At 73.0% G+C, this 18,196-nt stretch carries 14 protein-coding genes and 2 pseudogenes; 9 read left to right on the top strand and 7 right to left on the bottom strand.

Features of this window, described 5'->3' with window-relative positions; all coding sequences use genetic code 11:
• Positions 1-20: 20 nt before the first annotated feature.
• Positions 21-2,522 carry an ArnT family glycosyltransferase gene (locus tag OG500_RS03285; protein ID WP_329576316.1) on the bottom strand — a complete coding sequence of 834 codons (2,502 nt, stop codon included), beginning with the start codon at positions 2,520-2,522 and terminating at the stop codon, positions 21-23.
• 387 nt (positions 2,523-2,909) lie between these two features.
• Between OG500_RS03285 and OG500_RS03280 the strand changes: the two genes are divergently transcribed.
• Positions 2,910-4,910: an SMI1/KNR4 family protein gene (locus OG500_RS03280; RefSeq protein WP_329576313.1), complete on the top strand. Its 2,001-nt coding sequence runs from the start codon at positions 2,910-2,912 to the stop codon at positions 4,908-4,910.
• 3 nt (positions 4,911-4,913) lie between these two features.
• Positions 4,914-5,117 (top strand): annotated as a pseudogene (locus OG500_RS03275) (zinc ribbon domain-containing protein); the annotation flags it as partial.
• Here the strand turns inward: OG500_RS03275 and OG500_RS03270 are convergent.
• The gene (locus OG500_RS03270) at positions 5,072-5,236 is read right to left on the bottom strand and encodes a hypothetical protein (protein WP_442789100.1); all 165 of its coding nucleotides are present in this window, start codon (positions 5,234-5,236) and stop codon (positions 5,072-5,074) included. The pseudogene OG500_RS03275 and the gene OG500_RS03270 sit on opposite strands and share 46 nt — an antisense overlap.
• A gap of 125 nt (positions 5,237-5,361) precedes the next feature.
• On the bottom strand, positions 5,362-7,077 hold the full coding sequence (gene polX / locus OG500_RS03265; RefSeq protein ID WP_329576310.1) for a DNA polymerase/3'-5' exonuclease PolX: 1,716 nt from the start codon (positions 7,075-7,077) through the stop codon (positions 5,362-5,364).
• Between the two features lie 543 nt (positions 7,078-7,620).
• Here polX and OG500_RS03260 point away from each other — a divergent pair.
• Complete coding sequence (locus OG500_RS03260; protein WP_327064833.1) at positions 7,621-8,241, top strand: hypothetical protein; 621 nt, start codon at positions 7,621-7,623, stop codon at positions 8,239-8,241.
• A 1-nt stretch (position 8,242) separates the two neighbouring features.
• Here the strand turns inward: OG500_RS03260 and OG500_RS03255 are convergent, their stop codons facing one another.
• Complete coding sequence (locus OG500_RS03255) at positions 8,243-8,743, bottom strand: pyridoxamine 5'-phosphate oxidase family protein (RefSeq protein WP_329576307.1); 501 nt, start codon at positions 8,741-8,743, stop codon at positions 8,243-8,245.
• A 344-nt stretch (positions 8,744-9,087) separates the two neighbouring features.
• On the opposite strand from OG500_RS03255, the gene OG500_RS03250 reads away from it, so the two are divergent.
• Both OG500_RS03250 and OG500_RS03245 read left to right on the top strand, forming a co-directional pair.
• Positions 9,088-10,287, top strand: coding sequence for a response regulator (locus tag OG500_RS03250; RefSeq protein ID WP_329587377.1), 1,200 nt, complete (start codon positions 9,088-9,090; stop codon positions 10,285-10,287).
• Positions 10,288-10,318: 31 nt separating this feature from the next.
• Entirely contained in the window at positions 10,319-11,113 is a 795-nt protein-coding gene (locus tag OG500_RS03245) for a maleylpyruvate isomerase family mycothiol-dependent enzyme (RefSeq protein ID WP_329576304.1), read from the top strand.
• 70 nt (positions 11,114-11,183) lie between these two features.
• Here OG500_RS03245 and OG500_RS03240 read toward each other — a convergent pair whose 3' ends face one another.
• Positions 11,184-11,780 carry an HD domain-containing protein gene (locus OG500_RS03240; protein ID WP_327064830.1) on the bottom strand — a complete coding sequence of 199 codons (597 nt, stop codon included), beginning with the start codon at positions 11,778-11,780 and terminating at the stop codon, positions 11,184-11,186.
• 48 nt (positions 11,781-11,828) lie between these two features.
• On the opposite strand from OG500_RS03240, the gene OG500_RS03235 reads away from it, so the two are divergent.
• From OG500_RS03235 to OG500_RS03220, 4 genes are all read left to right on the top strand, one after another.
• Entirely contained in the window at positions 11,829-12,335 is a 507-nt protein-coding gene (locus tag OG500_RS03235; RefSeq protein ID WP_329576299.1) for a DinB family protein, read from the top strand.
• A 66-nt stretch (positions 12,336-12,401) separates the two neighbouring features.
• The gene (locus OG500_RS03230; protein WP_329576296.1) at positions 12,402-12,935 is read left to right on the top strand and encodes a GNAT family N-acetyltransferase; all 534 of its coding nucleotides are present in this window, start codon (positions 12,402-12,404) and stop codon (positions 12,933-12,935) included.
• A 128-nt stretch (positions 12,936-13,063) separates the two neighbouring features.
• Complete coding sequence (locus tag OG500_RS03225) at positions 13,064-14,446, top strand: uracil-xanthine permease family protein (RefSeq protein ID WP_329576293.1); 1,383 nt, start codon at positions 13,064-13,066, stop codon at positions 14,444-14,446.
• Between the two features lie 101 nt (positions 14,447-14,547).
• Positions 14,548-15,888 carry a M48 family metallopeptidase gene (locus OG500_RS03220; protein ID WP_329576290.1) on the top strand — a complete coding sequence of 447 codons (1,341 nt, stop codon included), beginning with the start codon at positions 14,548-14,550 and terminating at the stop codon, positions 15,886-15,888.
• 11 nt (positions 15,889-15,899) lie between these two features.
• Here OG500_RS03220 and OG500_RS03215 read toward each other — a convergent pair.
• Both OG500_RS03215 and OG500_RS03210 read right to left on the bottom strand, forming a co-directional pair.
• A pseudogene (locus OG500_RS03215) lies at positions 15,900-16,640 on the bottom strand (hypothetical protein); the annotation flags it as partial.
• Positions 16,641-16,649: 9 nt separating this feature from the next.
• Complete coding sequence (locus OG500_RS03210; protein ID WP_329576287.1) at positions 16,650-18,101, bottom strand: amidase; 1,452 nt, start codon at positions 18,099-18,101, stop codon at positions 16,650-16,652.
• Positions 18,102-18,196 lie beyond the last annotated feature (95 nt).

Raw genomic sequence — 18,196 nt, 5'->3', positions numbered from 1 at the left:
TCGGCACCCGCCCGTGCGCCTCAGGCGCCCGCGTCGCAGCGGTAGAGCGTGCCCGCACTGTCGCCGCCGAACAGGCCGCCGAAGCCGCCCGCCGCCCCCGCCCGGGCGCTGCCCGAGGCCGTGGCGCCCCCGTAGTCCTGCGCGGGCACCTCGGTGCAGTGCGCCTTGGCCCACGTGGTGATCTGGGCGCTGCTGCTCTCGGCCGCCGAACCGCCGCCCATCGCGCCCATGCCTCCCATGCCGCCCATTCCCGCTCCGCCGGTCAGCAGGAAGTGGAGCTTGCCCTGCTGGACGAGGGCGGTGAAGGCGCCCGGGGTGGGCTGCGGAATCTGTCCGGAGAAGCCGCCGATCGGCAGCACCTTCTGGCCGGTGGCCAGGATGTAGGGCTGGGCCTGCGACCAGCCGGTGGTGGCCAGCGGGTACTCGGCGCCGTCCTGGTGGGCCTTGACGTAGTTCCACAGCTTGAGCTGGTCGCCGGTGAGCGTGCCGGTCGGGTCCATGCCGCCCGGGCCGCCGGGACCCCCGAAGCCACCGCCGCCGCCGGAGCCGCCGCGAGCACCGGTCCGGGTGCTGCCGTCCGCGCCGGAGACGTCCTTGAACTCCTTCGCGAGGGCGCTCGCCATGCCCGGACCCATGCCCATGCCCGAACTCTGCGGGCCGGCACCGGCGTCGAAGGCGCTGCCGTCGTACGTGGCGTCGAAGCCCGAACCGGCCCACGTGGCCGAGCCGATGCCCACCGTGGCCAGGCCGAGTACGGCGCCGACCGCGGCCACCCGGGCACGGGTGCGCCCGCCGATCCGGCCGAGGACCAGGACCGCGACGCCGGCCACCGCGGCGAGCAGGCCCAGCCAGCGCAGCCACGGCGCGAAGCTCGTGAAGCCGGACCACAGGTGCCAGGTCCAGGCCGCCTGCGCGGCGACGGTGGCGGGCAGCAGCCAGGCCGCGCGTCCGCCCTCGCGGTAGCTGCGCCACAGCAGCACCATCCCGGCGCCGCACAGCGCCGCGATCGGGGGCGCCAGGGTGGCCATGTAGGCGGTGTGCGGGATGGTGGTCATGTCGCTGAAGATCAGACCGACCACCACCAGCCAGGCGCCCCAGGTGACGAAACCGCCGCGCAGCACGTCGGTGCGCTCCGCCCGGCGCCGCTGGAGCAGCCCCAGGGCGATCATCAGGGCGGCGAACGGCAGCAGCCAGCCGATCTGCGGAGCGAACCGGCCCTCGAACAGCTTCAGCCAGCGCGAGCCGCCGCCACCGGGACCGCCCGGCATCCCGCCGCCGCCACCGGTGCCACCGCCGCCCGGCAGACCCCGCCCGCCGAACCCCGGAGCGCTCCCGTCGCCGGGCTGCGCTGCGCCGGGCTGCGCCCCGTTGGCCTGCGCACCGCCCGCCTGCGCCCCGTTGGCCTGCGACCCACCCGCCTGCGCCCCGCCCGGCATCCCCGAACCGCCGCCGAACCCGGGCCCCGAGCCGCCGCCGAAGCCCGACGCCCCCGCGCCCGCCGAGCCCCCGGGAACGCCACCGGCACCCGTACCGCCCGTACCACCCGTGCCGCCGGTACCACCCGTGCCGCCCGGCACCCGCCCCTTGGGGGAGCCGCCGGTGAACCCGCTCTCCACCGCGCCCGGGATGTGGATCCCGAACCGGTCCAGGCCGTTGTAGCCGAAGACCATGGCGATGGCGCTGTTGTTGGTCGAACCGTCCACGTACGGCCGGTCCTTGGCGGGCACCAGCTCCATCATGGCCACCCAGGTCACCGACACCGCGGCGCAGACCGCGCCCGCGACCACCGCGTGCCACACGCGACGGCGCAGCCGGCCCGGTGCGACCAGCAGATAGGCCAGGCCGAAGGCGGGCAGCACCATCCACGCCTGCATCATCTTCATCTGGAAGCCGACGCCGACCCACACCCCGGCCCACACCAGCGACCGCAGCCGCCCCTGCGCGACCGCGACCTGGAACCGGTCCACCGCCAGCACCAGGCAGCAGGTCAGCGCGCCGTCCTCCATGGAGTGCCCGAACATCGAGGCGACCACCGGTGTGAGGGCGAAGACGGCCGAGGCGATCAGGCCCGCGGCCGGCCCCGCCCAGCGGCGCACCACGCGGTAGAGCACGAGCACCGCGATGACGCCCTCGATCACCTGCGGCAGCGTCACCGACCACTGGTGGAACCCGAAGAGCCGCACGAACAGCGCCTGGACCGCGAACGAACCGGGGATCTTGTCCAGCGTGATGGTGGCGCCCGGGTCCATCGCCCCGAACAGCCACGCCTTCCAGCTCACCGACATGCTCCGCACGCTGTTGCTGTAGAAGAGCGCGTAGCCGGCGGTGGTGATGTTCCAGGAGTACAGCGCGGTGGCGAAGGCCGCGATGGCCAGCAGGACCGGCCGCGCCCACCGGGGCTGCTCCTCGGGCGATCTCCAGAACTCCCAGCGGGAACGGCCACCGCCGCGCGTCACGGAGGTGCGGGGCAGGGGAGGGGAACCGGAGGCGGCCACGTCCGTGGCCTCGGCGCTGTGCGTCATGACGTCCTTCGCAAGTGGGGAAGACGAGCCGGCGGGCCGTGCGCGGGAATCCCGCTGCCGGAACGCCGGACCACTCTCGCCGCTGCCCCTGAGCGGGGTGGGGGAACGTGATGAGAAATCTGGGGGAGTTCTGGCGGGTACCTGCCAGGCCCATGGCGGGTACGCGCCAAGCCAGTTGCACGGGTGCCCCTGCGGTCAGCCGGGCGCGAGGCCGGATCCCGCCTGCCACCGGGGCGGGAGCCGACACGATGTCAGCGTCGTCTGGGATGTTCGTCCACGACGGTCACCGCACACCTTCGCCGCACACCTTCGCCGACCGCCGACCGCCGACCGCCGACCGCCGAGCACCGAGCACCGAGCACCGAGCATTGAGAGGGAGTCCACCGAATGTCGCCCATCCCCGTCACGCAGTCCTGGCAGCGGATCGAGGCGTGGCTCGCCCAGCACGCCCCCAGCACGGCGGCGTTGCTGCTGCCGCCGTCCGCGCGGGAGGAGATCGGGGCCGCCGAGCGCACGCTCGGGCTGAGGTTTCCGCCGGACCTCGTCGATCTGCTGCGGCTGTGCGGCGGTTCGGCCGAGGGCCCGTTCGACTTCGGACTCGGCGGTCCGTACCGGCTCCACACCGTCGCGGAGATGACGGAGAAGCAGCTGACGATGACCGAGGTCGTCGGCGCGGTCGGCGAGGAGGTCATGGACGGCTCCTACTGGCACCGGCAGTTCCTGCCGATCGGCAACTGGACCGGGACGTACCTGCTGGTCCTCGACTGCCGGCCGGGCCCCGGCTACGGGCGGGTGGGCCGGCTCGCCGAGGGCAGCGGCACGTCGTTCGGCATCTGGGACTCGCTCGCCGACCTGCTCGCCGCCCAGGCGGAGGCACTGGCGAACCTCACCGCGCTGGACCACTGGGCCCCGGTGGCGTTCGACGGACGGCTGTCCTGGGGGATCGTCACGAACCAGCACCCGGCGCCGCGTTCGCTGTTCCGGCTCGCCGCGGCGGCGGAGCAGCCCGCCGAGCCCGCACCGCCGCCGTGGCGGTACGTCCCGGTGCCGGAGGCGGGCTGGGTCGGCGACCACCCGGGATTCCGCCTCACCTTCGTGGCGGGCGTGAGCGGCCCCGAACTGCTGCGCCGCTACGGCGCCGAGGACGATGTCGCGGTCCCGCGCAGGCGGCAGGAGGCCGACGACGCCGCTCGCCGCTGGACCTCCGGCTACCTGCCGGTGGTCCGGACCGGCATGGCGGGCGACTGGGCGTTCGGCTTCGAGACGGGCAGCGGGGAGGCCGACCGGCCGGAGGTGCTGCGCCGGCTGTCGGCCGGGACCCGGGCGGTGCGGGTCGGCCACGACCGCGACGCCACCACCCTCGCCGTGCTGGCGGACGGTGAGCTGGTCGCCTCCTACGACACCCGCCGGCCCGAGCGGCGGGAGGGCCGCGGGCCCGGCCTTCCGGCCGCGGCGCTGCGGCGTGCGGGCCTGCTCCCGCTCGACACCGAGCGCTATCCGGACCAGGACGTCGCGGCGGTGCTCGACCTGCTCGCGGCGGAGTTCGGCATCGCGATGGACGCCGCGCTGCTCGACCAGCCACTGCTCAGCGCGCATGTGCTGCCGGTGCTCGCTGATCAACCCCACACCAGGGGAGGGGAGTTCACCAGCTCCCACGAGCCGGTCATCGGGGGAGCGCTCGCGTTCGCCGCCGAGGGGCCGCTGCGGGCCGCCGTGCTGGAGCAGGCGGGTCTGCTGGCGGCCGAGGTCGGACTGGACGACTGCCCGCCGATCGCCGAGGCACTGGCGACGGCAGCGGCAGGGAAGTTCGCGCCGGCGACCGACGAGAACGCCCTGGGCAAGCTGCTGCGCACTCTGGCCGCCGAGGCCCGGGCGGCGGCGGAATCCCGGTCGGACCCCGTCGCGCGGGACCTGTTGACCGAGGACGAGCGCCGGGCCTGGCAGGTGCGCCACGGCGCGGCCCTGGCGATCGCGCTGGCCACGGGCACCCCGGTGCGTTCGGCTGCGCCCGTCGTGCTGAGCGGACGGCTGGATCCGCACTGGCGGACGGGGTTCATGGCCACGCTGGGCGAGGAGGCGGTGCCCGTGGACGCGGTCGAGCGGCTGGCGCAGCGGGAGGCGGCGGTGGCGGCGGAGCAGCAGGCGCGGTGGGCGGCCGGCGGCGCGTGGCCGGTGCTGCCGCCACCGGCCACGCGCCCGAGCCGGCCCGGACCGCAGCGCGGGCTCGGGCGCGGGCTCGGCCCGGTGACCCTGCCGTCGGGCGGCCCGGTCCGCGGGCACGGCTCACCCCTGGTCGTCCCGGCCGGCACGGTGACAGCCATGTCGCTGGACGGCCTGCCGGCCGGCCCGCCCGAGCCCGGGGACGGTACCCCGGCGAGTGCCGGCTGACGATCAGCGGGGGCTCAAATCCCCGTGGACCCCCGCAACACCTCCCGCACCTGCCCCGAATGCGGGCACGTCGCGTTGGAGAACAGGCCCACCCAGGAGAAGTTCCACTGCCAGTCCTGTGGCCACACGGCGCACGCTGACACAGTGGGAGCCATCACGTTCTACGTGACTCCTCCCCCGGCTTCAGCCGGGGGAGGAGTCACGTAGTTGACGCCCGCCACGGCGAGCCGGACCAGCACCTCCCCGGGGCCCGGGGTGGGATCCGGCAGCTCGCTCCAGGTCAGGACCTCCGGACCGCCGTGCTGGTGGATCAGGATCGCGTGCATGCGAAAGAGCCTGCTGTCGTTGCTCGTTGACGTTTAATCAGATCGCTCGGCCGGGCCGTGGGCCGGGCCGCACAACTGAACGTAGAGCCGGAAAAATGGACCCGCAAGTCCAGAAATCCCCCGCCTCAGTGCCGCAGGAAGCGCCGCAGGCGGGTGAGGGGCCAGGTGTTGACGACCTCGTCCTTGGTGAGCCAGCCGCGCTGGGCGGTGCCGATGCCGTAGCGCAGGTTGTCCAGGTGCGGGATCGCGTGGGCGTCGGTGTTCACCGCGAACCGGACGCCGTGCCGCCGGGCGGCCAGGATCTGCTCGTCGCCCAGGTCGAGCCGCGAGGGCGAGGCGTTGATCTCCAGCGCGGTGCCGGTGCGGGCGCAGGCGGCGTAGACGGCGTTGAGGTCGACGTCGATGGCGGGCCGGCGCCCCAGCTGCCGGGTGGTGGGGTGGCCGATGATCTGCACGTGCGGGTTCTCGCAGGCCCGGACCAGGCGGCGGGTCTGCTGTTCGCGGTCGGCCCGGAAGTGCGAGTGGATGGAGGCCACGCAGAAGTCGAAGCCGGCCAGGAACTCGGCCGGCCAGTCCACCTCGCCGTCCGGGTCGATGTTGAGTTCGGTGCCGTGCAGCAGCCGCATCCGGCCGAAGTGTTCGCCCAGCGAGCGCAGTTGCTCGCGCTGGGCCAGCATCTTCTCCTCGGTCATCCGCTGCATGGAGAGGTTCGGGGCGTGGTCGGTCACCGCGTAGTAGGCGTAGCCGCGCTCGGCCGCAGCCGTCAGCATCTCCTCCAGCGGGGCCAGGCCGTCGGTCAGGTCGGTGTGGGTGTGCAGGTCGCCGCGGATGTCCCGCTCGGTGACCAGCTGGGGCAGCCCGCCGTCCAGGGCTGCCTCGATCTCGCCGCGGTCCTCGCGCAGGGTGGGCGGGATCCACGGCAGGCCCAGCGCCTCGTACACCTCCTGCTCGGTGCGCGAGACCAGCTTCGCGCCGCTCTCCACCTCGAACAGCCCGTACTCGGAGAGCTTGAGCCCGGCCTTGATCGCCCGGGAGCGCAGCTTGATGTTGTGCGCCTTCGAGCCGGTGAAGTAGACCAGCGCCGCGCCCCAGTCCTCGGGCCGCACGACGCGCAGGTCCACCTGCAGGCCGCTGCCGGTGCGGATCGAGGTCTTGGTGCTGCCGTGCACCAGCACCTCGGCGGTGTCCGGCAGTTCGGTGATGGCGGCCATCAGCGCGGTGGAGTCCTTGGCGGCGGCGAGGATGTCGAGGTCGCCGACGGTCTCCCGCATCCGGCGCAGCGAGCCGGCCCACGCGCACCGCACGCAGCCCCGCACCTGCGACAACTCGCCCACCAGCGCCTCGGCGAGTTCGGTCGCCACGTTCAGCAGGGTGCGCCCGCCGCCCTGCCGCAGCTGCTCGATGCCGTGCAGGATGTTCTCGGCGCTGCGTTCCCCGAGCCCGTGCACGTCGTTCAACCGCTCGTCCCTCGCCGCCGCCACCAGCTCCTCGACGGTCGAGATGCCCAGCTCGCGATGGATCAGCGCGGCCTTCTTCGGCCCGACCGTCGGGATCGCCATGATCTCGCGCAGACCGCCGGGCACCTTGGCGCGCAGTTGCTCCAGCGCCCCGATCCGCCCGGTCGTCAGCTGCTCGGTGATCTTCTCGGCGATGGACCTGCCGACGCTCGGGATCTCCAGCAGCCCCTTGGCGTCCAGTTGGGCGAGATCCTCGTGGTAACCGCCGACCGCCCGGGCGGCCTTCTGGTAGGACCGCGCCCGGTAGGCGTCACCGCCGGTCAGCAGGATGAGGTCGGAGTACTCCTGCAGCAGTGCCTCGACCTCGTCGTTGAGACGGGCCATGGGCCCAGTCTAGGCGCCGACCGGAGGCGGGTCGCGGGCTGCGGCGCAACGCCGGTCCGCAGCGGCCGCGCGATGCCCGGCCGTCACTCCAACGGGTGAATGTCGCGCCGGATCGCCCGTCACGCAATCCACCCCGGCGGCCGCACCGAATGACCGTGTGGGTGCCCGGGTGTCGAAGAAATCGGCTCCCCCAGCCCGGGCACCCACCCGCCGTCGCCCGCGGCCGGCACCCGTCGCACGGCCGCACCGGGCGGACGGGCCCGGTGCAGCCGCTACGAGCCCGGCGCCCGCGGGAGCACGACGCCGTCCTGATCGTTCGGGATCAGGGCGGCCGCCTGGCGTGCGGTTCGCACATGCGGCCCCCTGCCAGGTGGACGGCAGCACCAGGTTGTGCAGCGGGTGGACCGCCGTGGTCAGGGCGGCGGCCAGGGCGCGGATCCGCAGCACCCGGCTGCGTTGCGGCGGAGGGCAGCGCGGGAGCGTGCGGCCTGCCGCTCCCGGCCGCCTTCGGTGGGCCGGGGTCCGTCCCGCATACTGGCGCCTGTGATTCTCGTCGTAGAAGGACCGAGTGCCGCCGGAAAGACCAGCTACTGCCGCCGGTTCGAGGCCCGGCTGCTGGTGCCCGAGTCGGCGGCCGGCGGTGGGCCGGGCGCGGGTGCCTCGCTCGAGGAGGCCGGGGCGTTCTGGACGGAGCGCAACGCGGAGCGGTGGCAGCAGTCCTGCCGCACCGAGCAGGCCGCGGACCTCGCCGTCTGCGACACCGATCCGCTCAAGCTCCACTACAGCTGGTGCCTGGCCCGCGCCGGTCTCGGCGCGCCGGCGGCCTTCGGCGCGCAGCTGCGCCACGCCCGCCGGGCCGTCGCCGAACGGCGCCTCGGCATTGCGGACCTGATCGTCTGCGACATCCCCGGACCCGCCGAGCTGCGCCGCCGCCGGGACGGCGATGCCACCCGCACCCGCCGCAACTTCGCGCTCCACGCCCGACTGGCCGAGCCGCTGCGCGAGTGGTACGCGGCGCTCGGCGCACTGGACCCGGGGCGGGTGCGGTGGCACTTTCCGTCCGAGCCGCCCGAAGCCGCCACCCGGCCCCGCTACGACCTCGACCTGTTCGACGCCTGGATGCAGCGGCTGCCCGGACCGGCGGGGGAGCCCGGGGCCGGGTGACTCAGGCGCCGCCGGTGCGCTCGGCCTGCTGCCTGAGCAGCTCCTCGACCGCGCTCGGCAGGGTCGTCTCGAAGTCGATCAGCTTCACCCAGGTCGGGGTCACGACGATCCGGACCATGCCGTCGTAGAGCGAACGGACACCGGCCTCCCACTCGACCCGCTGCTCGGGCGTCATCGAGTAGCTGCCGTTCATCCGGATGAACTCCTCGGGGATGCCCTCGACGACGTCCAGCTCGGCCCGGCCGCGGACGAGCAGGATCTTCGGCGGGTGCACCTCGGTGTCGATCGTCAGGGCGACCGCCGGATTGCGGCGCAGGGCCGGCAGCTTCGGAGCGTTCTTCGCGGTGCACATGACGAACTCCGCGCCGTTCCAGTCGAAGGCGATCGGCACGACCCGGGGAGTGCCGTCCTTGGCCACGTAGGCCAGACGGGTGAGGTCGCGCGCCAGGAGTTCCTGGCTGAGCGGCCGGTTCAGAATCTCGGAGATCTCGCTCGGCTGCACGGTCGGACCGCCTTCCCATGCTCGTCCACCCGTTCCTCCAGCTTAGGAGGCTTGCGGGCGGCCGCTCCAGTCGAAGGCACTCCGGTATCGCCACTCGTGTGTTGCCGGTCTGTTGCCGACTGCTGCCGTGCGGGTGCTGCGAGCGGCGCAACACCTGGAGGCCGGGGCATGCTGACGGTCAACTCGGCCGACCGGTGCCGGTCTTCGGCTGCCTGATCGGGCAGGAGTCCGGCACCAATGGGCGCCCCGGATCGTCGTCCTAGGAGCAGCAGCCGGACAGCACCAGCTGTGGGGGAGGGAATCGGGACGTGGTGACGGACAACAAGGGGCCCAAGGGGGCACGGATGGCGGGGCTGCAGCCTCTGGACGAGGAACTCAACAGCGAGTGCCGGGCGTTGGCCGAGGCCCTGCGCCAGCAGTTCGAGGCGCTGGGGGTGTCGGTGCGCCGCTACGCGATGCGGCGCTACCTCAACCCGGGCACCCTCTCGCGCTACCTGGCCGGCAGCAGGGTCCCGCAGTGGGCCTTCGTCCAGAACCTGCTCGCCGACGTGGCGGCGGACCGTGGCGCGGCGGTGACCCCGGAGGCGATGAACCTGCTGCGCGGGCTGCACCGAGCCGCGCAGCGCACCTCCGCATCCATGACGAAGGCGGTCGCCCAGCTCCAGCAGCAGCTCGCCGACGCCGACCGGGAGGCGCGCCGTTCCTCGGCGCACAAGGACGTGCTGGACGACGCCCTGGTCGAGCGCAACGAGCGGATCGCCGACCTGGAGGTGCGTCTGAGCCTGCAGCCGCTCAACTCCGGTGACGTGGAGGAGGAGGCGCTGCTCGTCGAACGCAATCGGCTGGCCGCCGAGGTCACCCGCCTGCGGGCCGAACTGACGCAGGCGCAGAGCCGGGCCGAGCTCGCGGAGGTCCGCTGCGACCTGCTGGAGCGCCAGCTTGCCCTCGTCGAGGTCCAGCGTGGCATCGACCCCGCCGAGCAACTGCTCACCGCCGTCGGCAACCTGCGGCATCCGCTGCCGGAGGGTGTCCGCCCCAAGGTCCTCCTCGTGGACGACCAGCCCGCCAACCTGCTCGCCCTCAAGAGCGCTCTGCAGGTGCCCGACCAGGAGCTGGTCGCGGTCTCCTCCGGGGTGGACGCCCTCAGGCAACTGCTCCAGCACGAGGACTTCGCGGTCATCATCCTGGACGTCCAGATGCCCGCGATGGACGGCTACGAGACCGCCGCCCACATCAAGCGCCGCGCCAGGACGCGCCACATACCGATCATCTTCCTCACCGCCATCGGGTCGGACGCCGACTACTCGATGCGCGGCTACTCGGTCGGAGCCGTCGACTTCATCGTGAAGCCCTTCGACCCCTGGGCCCTGCGCGCCAAGGTCGCCGTGTTCGTGGACATCTACCTGGAACGCCAGCAGCGCGGCGGGCCGGACGGGCCGCCCGGGTTACCGGCGTCAGCGGCGATCACCGCCCCCGCCCCGCCGTCGGGTGAGGGCGCTGGACCCCGCACCGCAACGGGTGTCGCCGGCGCAGGAATTGCCTGACCAGGCCCGACAGATGTGGAAGAGTACGAGCATGGACTACGTTCCCCAGTTCCGTCGTGACGCCCTGGCGTTCGAGGCCGCGATCCGTCGGGCGGCCGATGCCGAGGCGGCCCCGTTGGTGCCGTCCTGCCCGGGCTGGTCGGTGGCCGATCTGGTCGTCCACCTCGGCGGTGTCCACCGGTACGTGGCCCGCCTCATCAGGGAACGGCTGGTGGAGGCGCCCGACCACACGGACCTCTCCTTCCTCGAACTCCCCGCGGACACCGAGGGCTGGCCGAGGCCGGAGGACGCGCCCAGCCACGCCCCGCTCCCGGCGAGCCTGATCGACTGGTTCACGGCGGGTGCCGTCGCGCTGGAGTCGCTGTTCGAGCGCAGCAGTCCCGACGACACGGTCTGGACCTGGTCGCGCGAGCAGACCACCGGGTTCTGGGTCCGGATGCAGAGCATCGAGATGGCCGTGCACCGCTGGGACGCCGAGAACGCCCTCGCCGCGGCCCGGCCGATCGACGCCGTCCTCGCGGCGGACGCCGTCGCCCAGACCTTCGAGGTCATGGCCCCGGGCCGCCGGGTCATGCGGCCGGCCCCGCCCGGCGCGGGCGAGCGGTTCCGGTTCCGGCAGACCGACGGCGCGGGTGACTGGACGGTGCGCTTCGAAGGCGACGAGGTCCGGTTCGGCGAGAGCGACGGCCCTGGTGACGTCGAGTTGGCCGGTTCGGCCTCGGACCTGATGCTCTACCTCTGGCAGCGGATCCCGGCGGACCGGATCGAGGTGAAGGGGGACCGGGAGGTGTTCGACCGCTGGTTCACCCTCGTGCCGCCCGTCTGAGCCCTGCCTGTCCGCGTCCTGCCCGCCCGAGCCCTGCCCGCCAGAGTCCAGCCCGTCCGATCGCAGTCGGTCAGGCCTGCGGGTGGCCGTACCGCTCGCGGGCGGCGGTCAGGTCGGGCTCCCCGAACCGGGCGCGCAGCAGGGCGAAGCCCTCGACCTTGGCCGCGCCGAACCGCGCCACGTAGCTGGCGTAGGAGTCGGCGGTGAGGAAGGTCGGGGGCGTGCTCTTGCTGTGGAACTTGTCGGCGTACATCACCAGTTGCTCTTCGGCGGTCTCGGCGAGGTAGTCGGCCTCGGGGATCGGCAGCCCCTGTGAGCGGATGTCGTGCCGGCTGAGGCCGACGCCGGTGTGGCAGCTGCAGAACCGGCGCAGCCGTTCCGGGTACCCCTCCTCGCGCAGGATCTCGTGGCCGAGCACCCCGTGACGGATGTAGCCGCGGTGGTCGAGCCGGCCGGCGCTGTCGTAGAGCCGGTAGACCCCGATGTCGTGCAGCAGCGCCCCGACCCGCACCAGGCCGGCGTCGATCGCCGGACCCGCACCGGCCAGCAACTGCTCGGCGATCTCGCAGACGATCTCGCAGTGGGTGAGCACCAGTTCCAGCGCCTCGCGGCTCGGCGCATGCTTCTCGTGCAGCGCACGCACCTCTTCGACGGTCGGAAGGATCACCGTGGCAGCCTAGCAACGGAACCGCGGGAGGCCCTAAGGTGTGCCGCCGTGACCAAGACCCAACCACGCCACGACGCCCGGCCGCCGATGGTCGACTCCGACGAGCGGTCGACCCTGCTCTCCTTCCTGGACTACCTGCGGGACGCCGTCGCCGCGAAAGCCCAGGGCCTGCACGGCGACGGCGGTCGCGCCCCGGGAGTGCCGTCCGGCACCAGCCTGCTCGGCCTGGTCAAGCACCTGACGGCAGCGGAGACCTACTGGTTCTCCTGGGCCTACGAGGGCGCCGACATCGCCGTCCCGGACTTCGGCATGGACCTGGCCGGCTCGGACACCGAGGAGTCCGTGCTCGCGGCCTACCGCGACGCGATCAGGCGATCCAACGAGACGATCGCGCAGTGCGAGGACCTGAACCGGCCCGGCGCCCGCGCCGCCGGCAAGGGCTCGGTCGCCCGGTCGATGCGCTGGATCCTGGTCCACATGATCGAGGAGACGGCCCGCCACGCCGGTCACGCGGACATCCTCCGCGAACAGGCCGACGGTTCCACCGGCAGGTGACCGGTCCGGCCCGCTGCCCCACCGCCGGGGCTGGTCGGGAGGCGGGGTGAAGTGGATCATGGCGGGATGACAGATCGCCACCCTTCCGCCGCGCCGACCGTGGTGCGGCTCGCGGAGTACCCGAAGGCCGAGCAGGCCGAGATCCTCGGTGACGGCGCCGATCCGTTCGGCGTCGCGGACACCGGGCTGACCTGGCTGCCCAAGGACGTTCACTTCGGCATCAGGTGGGACGGCCGCCTCGTCGCGCACACCGGTCTGCTGCGCCTGCCCCTGGCGATCGACGGCGTCGCCACCGAGGTGGTGGGCGTCGGCGGCGTGGCCGTCGCTCCCGATCTGCGGGGCCGCGGGCTCGCGCGGGCGGTCGTCGCGGGGGCCCTGGAACACGCACGGACGATGGGGCCGCAGCACGGGCTGCTCTTCTGCCGGCCGCCGCTCGTCCCGCTCTACCGGCGACTCGGCTGGCGAACCGTGGAGCAGGACGTGCACGTCGAACAGCCCGGCGGGTCCGTGGTCATGCCGCTGCGGACCATGTGGACGCCGCTGCGCGAGGGTGTGCGGTGGCCCGCCGGAGAGGTCCGCCTGCTCTCGCTGCCCATGTGACGGGAGCCCACCGATCCTCGCGCACTCGTCCGGCGGCGGTGTTTTTGCGTTGGCGCGCCTCGTGTGATCGGCTGACGGTCCCATCTGCCTGCATGAGCATGACGCATGACCGACGAGGAGAGTGACCCATGGCCGTCTTCGGCTGGAAGCTGCACGGCGACGGAAGGAGCCCGGCGCCCGGTGCAGTCGTCAAGCCGGACGAGCGGCTGAGCTGGGGACGCACCGTCGGGCTCGGCGCCCAGCACGTGGTGGCGATGTTCGGTGCGACCTTCGTGGCACCGGTGCTGATGGGGCTCAACCCCAACCTGGCCGTGATGGTCTCCGGGGTCGCGACCATCTTCTTCCTGCTGGTCACCGGCGGGCGCATCCCCAGCTACCTCGGGAGCAGCCTCTCCTTCGTCGGCGTGGCCGCGGTGATCAAGGCACAGGGCGGTGACGCCGCGACCCTGACGGGCGCTCTGCTGGTGGTCGGCGCGGTGCTCGCGGCCTGCGGCGCGGTGGTGCAGGCGGCGGGTGCACGGGTGATCCACGCCGTGCTGCCGCCGGTGGTGACCGGCGCCGTGGTGATGCTGATCGGCTTCAACCTGGCACCGGTCACCGCCGGGACGTACTGGCCGCAGGACCAGTGGACCGCGCTGCTGACCATGACGTTCACCGGTCTCGCGCTGGTGGTGCTGCGCGGCTTCTGGTCGCGGATCGCGATCTTCCTCGGTCTGGTCTTCGGGTACGCGATCTCCTGGCTCTTCGACCGGATCTTCGGGAAGATCCATGCCGCCAACGGGGCCGGCGTGGTGACGGACCACTGGCGCCTGGACCTCTCCGGCGTGGGCAAGGCCCAGTGGCTCGGCGCACCCACCCTGCACGCCCCGAGCTTCTCCGCCTCCGCCATTCTGGTGGCGCTGCCCGTGGTGGTCGCATTGATCGCCGAGAACGCCGGGCACGTCAAGGCCGTCGGCGAGATGACGGGTGACCCGTTGGACGACCGGATGGGCGTGGCGATCATGGCGGACGGCGCCGCCACCATGATCGCCACCAGCGTCGGCGGCCCGGCCACCACCACCTACGCCGAGAACATCGGGGTGATGGCCGCGACCCGGGTCTACTCCACCGCCGCGTACTGGTGCGCCGCCGGGTTCGCGATCCTGTTCGGCCTCTGCCCGAAGTTCGGCGCGGTGATCGCCGCGATCCCGGGCGGCGTGCTCGGCGGGATCACCGTCGTCCTGTACGGCATGATCGGCCTGCTCGGCGCCCAGATCTGGGTGCACAACCGGGTGGACCTGACCAACCCGCTCCATCTCGTCCCGGTGGCGGCCGGCGTCATCATCGGCATCGGCGGGGTGTCCCTGAAGTTCACCGACAACTTCTCGCTCAGCGGCATCGCCCTGGGCACCCTGGTCGTCCTGATCGGCTACCACGTACTGCGCCTGATGGCCCCGGCCCACATGAAGCAGCAGTCCCCACTGCTGGACGCGGGAACCAGCGACTACGACAGCGGCACCCCGGAGCGCTGACCCCGACCGGGCCCGGGTGCCCGTTGCCCTGGCAGAACCGGCGAAGATCCGCGGGAGAGACCGACCGTGGACGACCTGATGGTGTGGCATCATCAGGCGGCGTGACTGATTCCATAGCAACGCGCACCTGCCCGCAGTGCGGTGCGGCGTACGACGCCGATCCGCGGTTCAGCGAGTGGTGCCCCGGCTGCGAGTGGAACCTCGGTGCCGAGCCGCCCGCCAACAGCAGGGCGGAGCGCGGGCGTTCGCGGGAGCGGGAGCGGGCCGAGAAGCTGTACGAGCGACTGGCCGCCGGGTCCGCGGAGGGGCTCCGGCGCGGTCCTGCCCGGCCGGCCGCGCTGGCGCTCGCTGCGCTGGTCCACCTGGTGACCCTGCTGGTGGTGGCCGCCTCGCTCTGGTTGCTGCTGACCGGCCAGGTGTTCTTCATCCTGCTCGGTCTGGTCGGCCTGGGCCTGGCGTACCTGCTGCGCCCGCGGCTCGGCGGGCGGCGGGAGGACCCGGCGCTGGTGACCAGGGAGCAGGCTCCGCAGCTGTACGCGCTGAGCGACCAGGTGTCCCAGGCACTCGGTACCCGCGCACCGGGCCGGATCCGGGTGCAGTCGGGCTACCACACGGGCTACGCCCGGCTGGGGATGCGTCAGGAGGTCGAGGTCACCGTGGGGATGGCGCTGTGGACGGTGCTCACTCCGCAGGAGCGCATCGCGCTGCTGGCCCGGGAGATCGGGCACGGCGCCACCCGCGATCCGCGGAGCGACCTGTGGCTGCGGGTCGCGCTGGACACCCTGGATGCCTGGTACGCCCTGCTGGCGCCGGGCGCCGGCGACGAGTTGATGCGCAACCGCATCGAGAGCAGCAGCCAGTACCACGCCCTGCCGGGCACCGGCATCCTGCCGCAGATGGGCGCGAACGCTCGCAAGGCGCTGATGGAGGACCTGACGGTCCGGCTGCTGATGCTCTGCGCGCTGCCCGTCCGGTGGGCCCGCAACGCCCTGCACCGGCTGATCCTGGCCGGCAGCCAGCACGCCGAGTACCAGGCGGACGGCCTGGCCGCCCGCGTCGGCTCCTCGCGGGCGGCCGCCTCGATGCTCGACGCCCTCCACCTGGAGGCGAGCGCCACGGCCTACCTGCGCAAGCAGTGCACCCTGACCGGCCACAGCGCGGTGGCGCGCCCGGCCGACATCGCGCAGGCCCTGTGGGACGGACTGGCGCAGTACGTCGACTCGGTGCCGGACATCGAGCGTGAGCGCCGCCGCCGGCTGGCCGCCCGTCAGGGCACGGCGGTGGACGCCTGGCACCCGCCGACCCACCTGCGCATCCGGCTGCAGGCCCAGCGCCCCGAGCAGCCGGCGGCTCTCCTCGCCGACGCGGTGGACTGGAGCGCGATCCACGCCGAACTGGAGGACTCGCGCTGGCGGACCGCCATCCTGGTGCTCGGCATCTGACGTTTCGTCAACTACTGTGCCAGCCCCGCCTGCTCCGACTGCTGCTGCCACGGCCAGGCGTCGTCCACCCCGGCTTCGAGGAGCGGGATCATCCGGAACGCCTGGTCCGTGAGACCACCGAAGGTGTGCCGGCCGCGACCGCCCGACGGGGCGTGCCCGGGGCGGTAGCCGGCCAGGTTCCACGTGTACATCGGCACCTGCGCCGGGATCGCCCCATCCACGCTGTCACGGCTCCCGGCCTGCTCGTCGGTGGTGATGACGACCCGGTCGTGGCCCTGGAAGGTCGCCCGCAGCGCCGCCGGCGTGTCGGTTCCGCCGCCCAGCTCCGGTGGTCGAGCGGTGTCGGGGTGGTGGCGGCGGTCGAGTGCGTAGCTGAACAGGCTGCCCTGCCACGGCTTGTCGGCGGCCGGTGCGGCGTGCACGAGGTTGAGGACGTCACCGAAGCGGTAGCCCTTGCCGGCGGTGTCGTACTTGAGTAGGGCCTTGCCGTTGTAGAGGCGCCGGACGGCGTCGGCCGTGCCGCGCTTCACCGGCTTGGGCAGGCTGCGGCCGTAGCGGGACGTCCAGTAGGCGAGGAACTCGCCCGGCTCGTCCGGGCGTTGCAGCACGGAGGCGACGACGCCGCGGTTGCTGACCGGCTGCTGCGCGTCCGTCGCGGCGCATTCCAGCCGGGCCTTGACGAATTCGGCCGCGCCCACGAGCGCGGCCGTGCGCAGGTTGCCCTCGCCGCGGAGCCAGCCGAGCAGCCCCGCCGGCGGGCCTCAGGCGTCGTGGTGACTGCCCGCCCACACCGCGGGGGTCCGCTGCGCCCAGGGAGCGGCCTGCTCCAGCTGTCCGGCGAGACGGAAGAGGACGTCCTCGCGTCCGTATCCCGCGGCGAACTGGATGCCGATGGGGAGTCCGGTGGCGGGATCGCTCTCCAGGGGGACGGACATGGCGGGGGTGCCCGCGACATTGAACGCGGCGGTGAAGGGCGAGCGGTGGAGGAGCTGTCGGAGCCAGCCGAGACCGTCGGTGCCCGCGGCACCCTCGGCGTACGTGCCCAAGGGGAGGGGGAGTTCGGGCAGGGTCGGGGTGAGCAGCACGTCGTAGTCGGTGAAGTAGTGGCCGATCGCGCGCGCGACGCTGTTGCGCATCGCGAGGGCGTGGACGAACTCGGCCCCGCTGACCTCACGTCCGTAGGCATAACTGGCCAGCATCTCGGGTTCGACGGTGGTGGTGTCGACGGGCCGTCCGAAAGCCGCGGCGAAGCCGTCGATCCACGTGACCAGATTGGTGCTCCAGAGGCGGGCGTTGGCCAGGAGGAACTCCTCCCAGCCGACGCCGAGGTCGACCTGGACCTCGTCCACCCGGTGGCCGAGGGACTCGGCGAGTCGTGCGGAGCGGAGGGTGGCGTCGACGACCGGGGCCTCGACGGTCCGACCGCCCCAGGGCCGCGTCAGGAGGCCGATCCGCAGGCTGCCCGGGGAGCGGGTGGTCTCCTGCGCGTACGGCCGCTCCGGGCGCTGGGCGGCATAGGGGTCGCCGGCCTCGGGGCCGTGGACGAGGTCCAGCAGCGCGGCGCTGTCGCGGACCGAGCGGCTGAGGACGCCGTGGACGGCGAGCCCGTTGAAGACCTCGTCCGCGTCGGGGCCCAGGGAGATCCGGCCGCGGGTCGGCTTCAGCCCGAACAGACCGGTGGCAGCGGCGGGGACGCGGATGGAGCCCGCGGCGTCGGTGGCGTGCGCGATCGGGACGATGCCCGCGGCGACGGCGGCTGCCGAGCCGCCGCTGGAGCCGCCGGGGCTTCGCGTCGGGTCCCAGGGGTTACGGGTGGCGCCGTACAGGACGCCCTCGGTGGTGGTGCTGTAGGCGAACTCCGGGGTCGCCGTGCGCCCGAGCGTCACCAGCCCGGCGCGACGGAAGCGCGCCATGAGCGAGGAGTCGGCCCCGGCGACGTTGCCCGCGGCGATACGGCTGCCCAACTCCACCCGCTTGCCGGCCATCGCGACGGCGATGTCCTTGATCAGGAAGGGCACCCCTGCCAGTGGCGTACTGCCCGGAGCCGGCGTGTCCTCGGCCGGCCAGGTCTCGACGACGGCGTTGAGCTGCGGATTCACCGCGTCGGATGCCAGATGGGCGGTCGAGGCGAGTTCCGCGGCGGTCACTTGGCCGCGAGCCACCAGGTCGGCCAGGCCGACGCCGTCGTAGGTCACGTACTCGGAGAGCTTCATGTGCGTCCGTTCAGGATTCGATACCGGCCGACAGTACCGATCGGTCTCTTGTGAGACCGATCGGTATCATGTGGGACTGGTCGGTACCGTAACAT

This window comes from Kitasatospora sp. NBC_01250, assembly GCF_036226465.1.
Classification (GTDB): Bacteria; Actinomycetota; Actinomycetes; order Streptomycetales; family Streptomycetaceae; genus Kitasatospora.
Note: the sequence above shows the minus strand (reverse complement) of the source record. Positions and strands in the feature narration are given on the sequence as shown.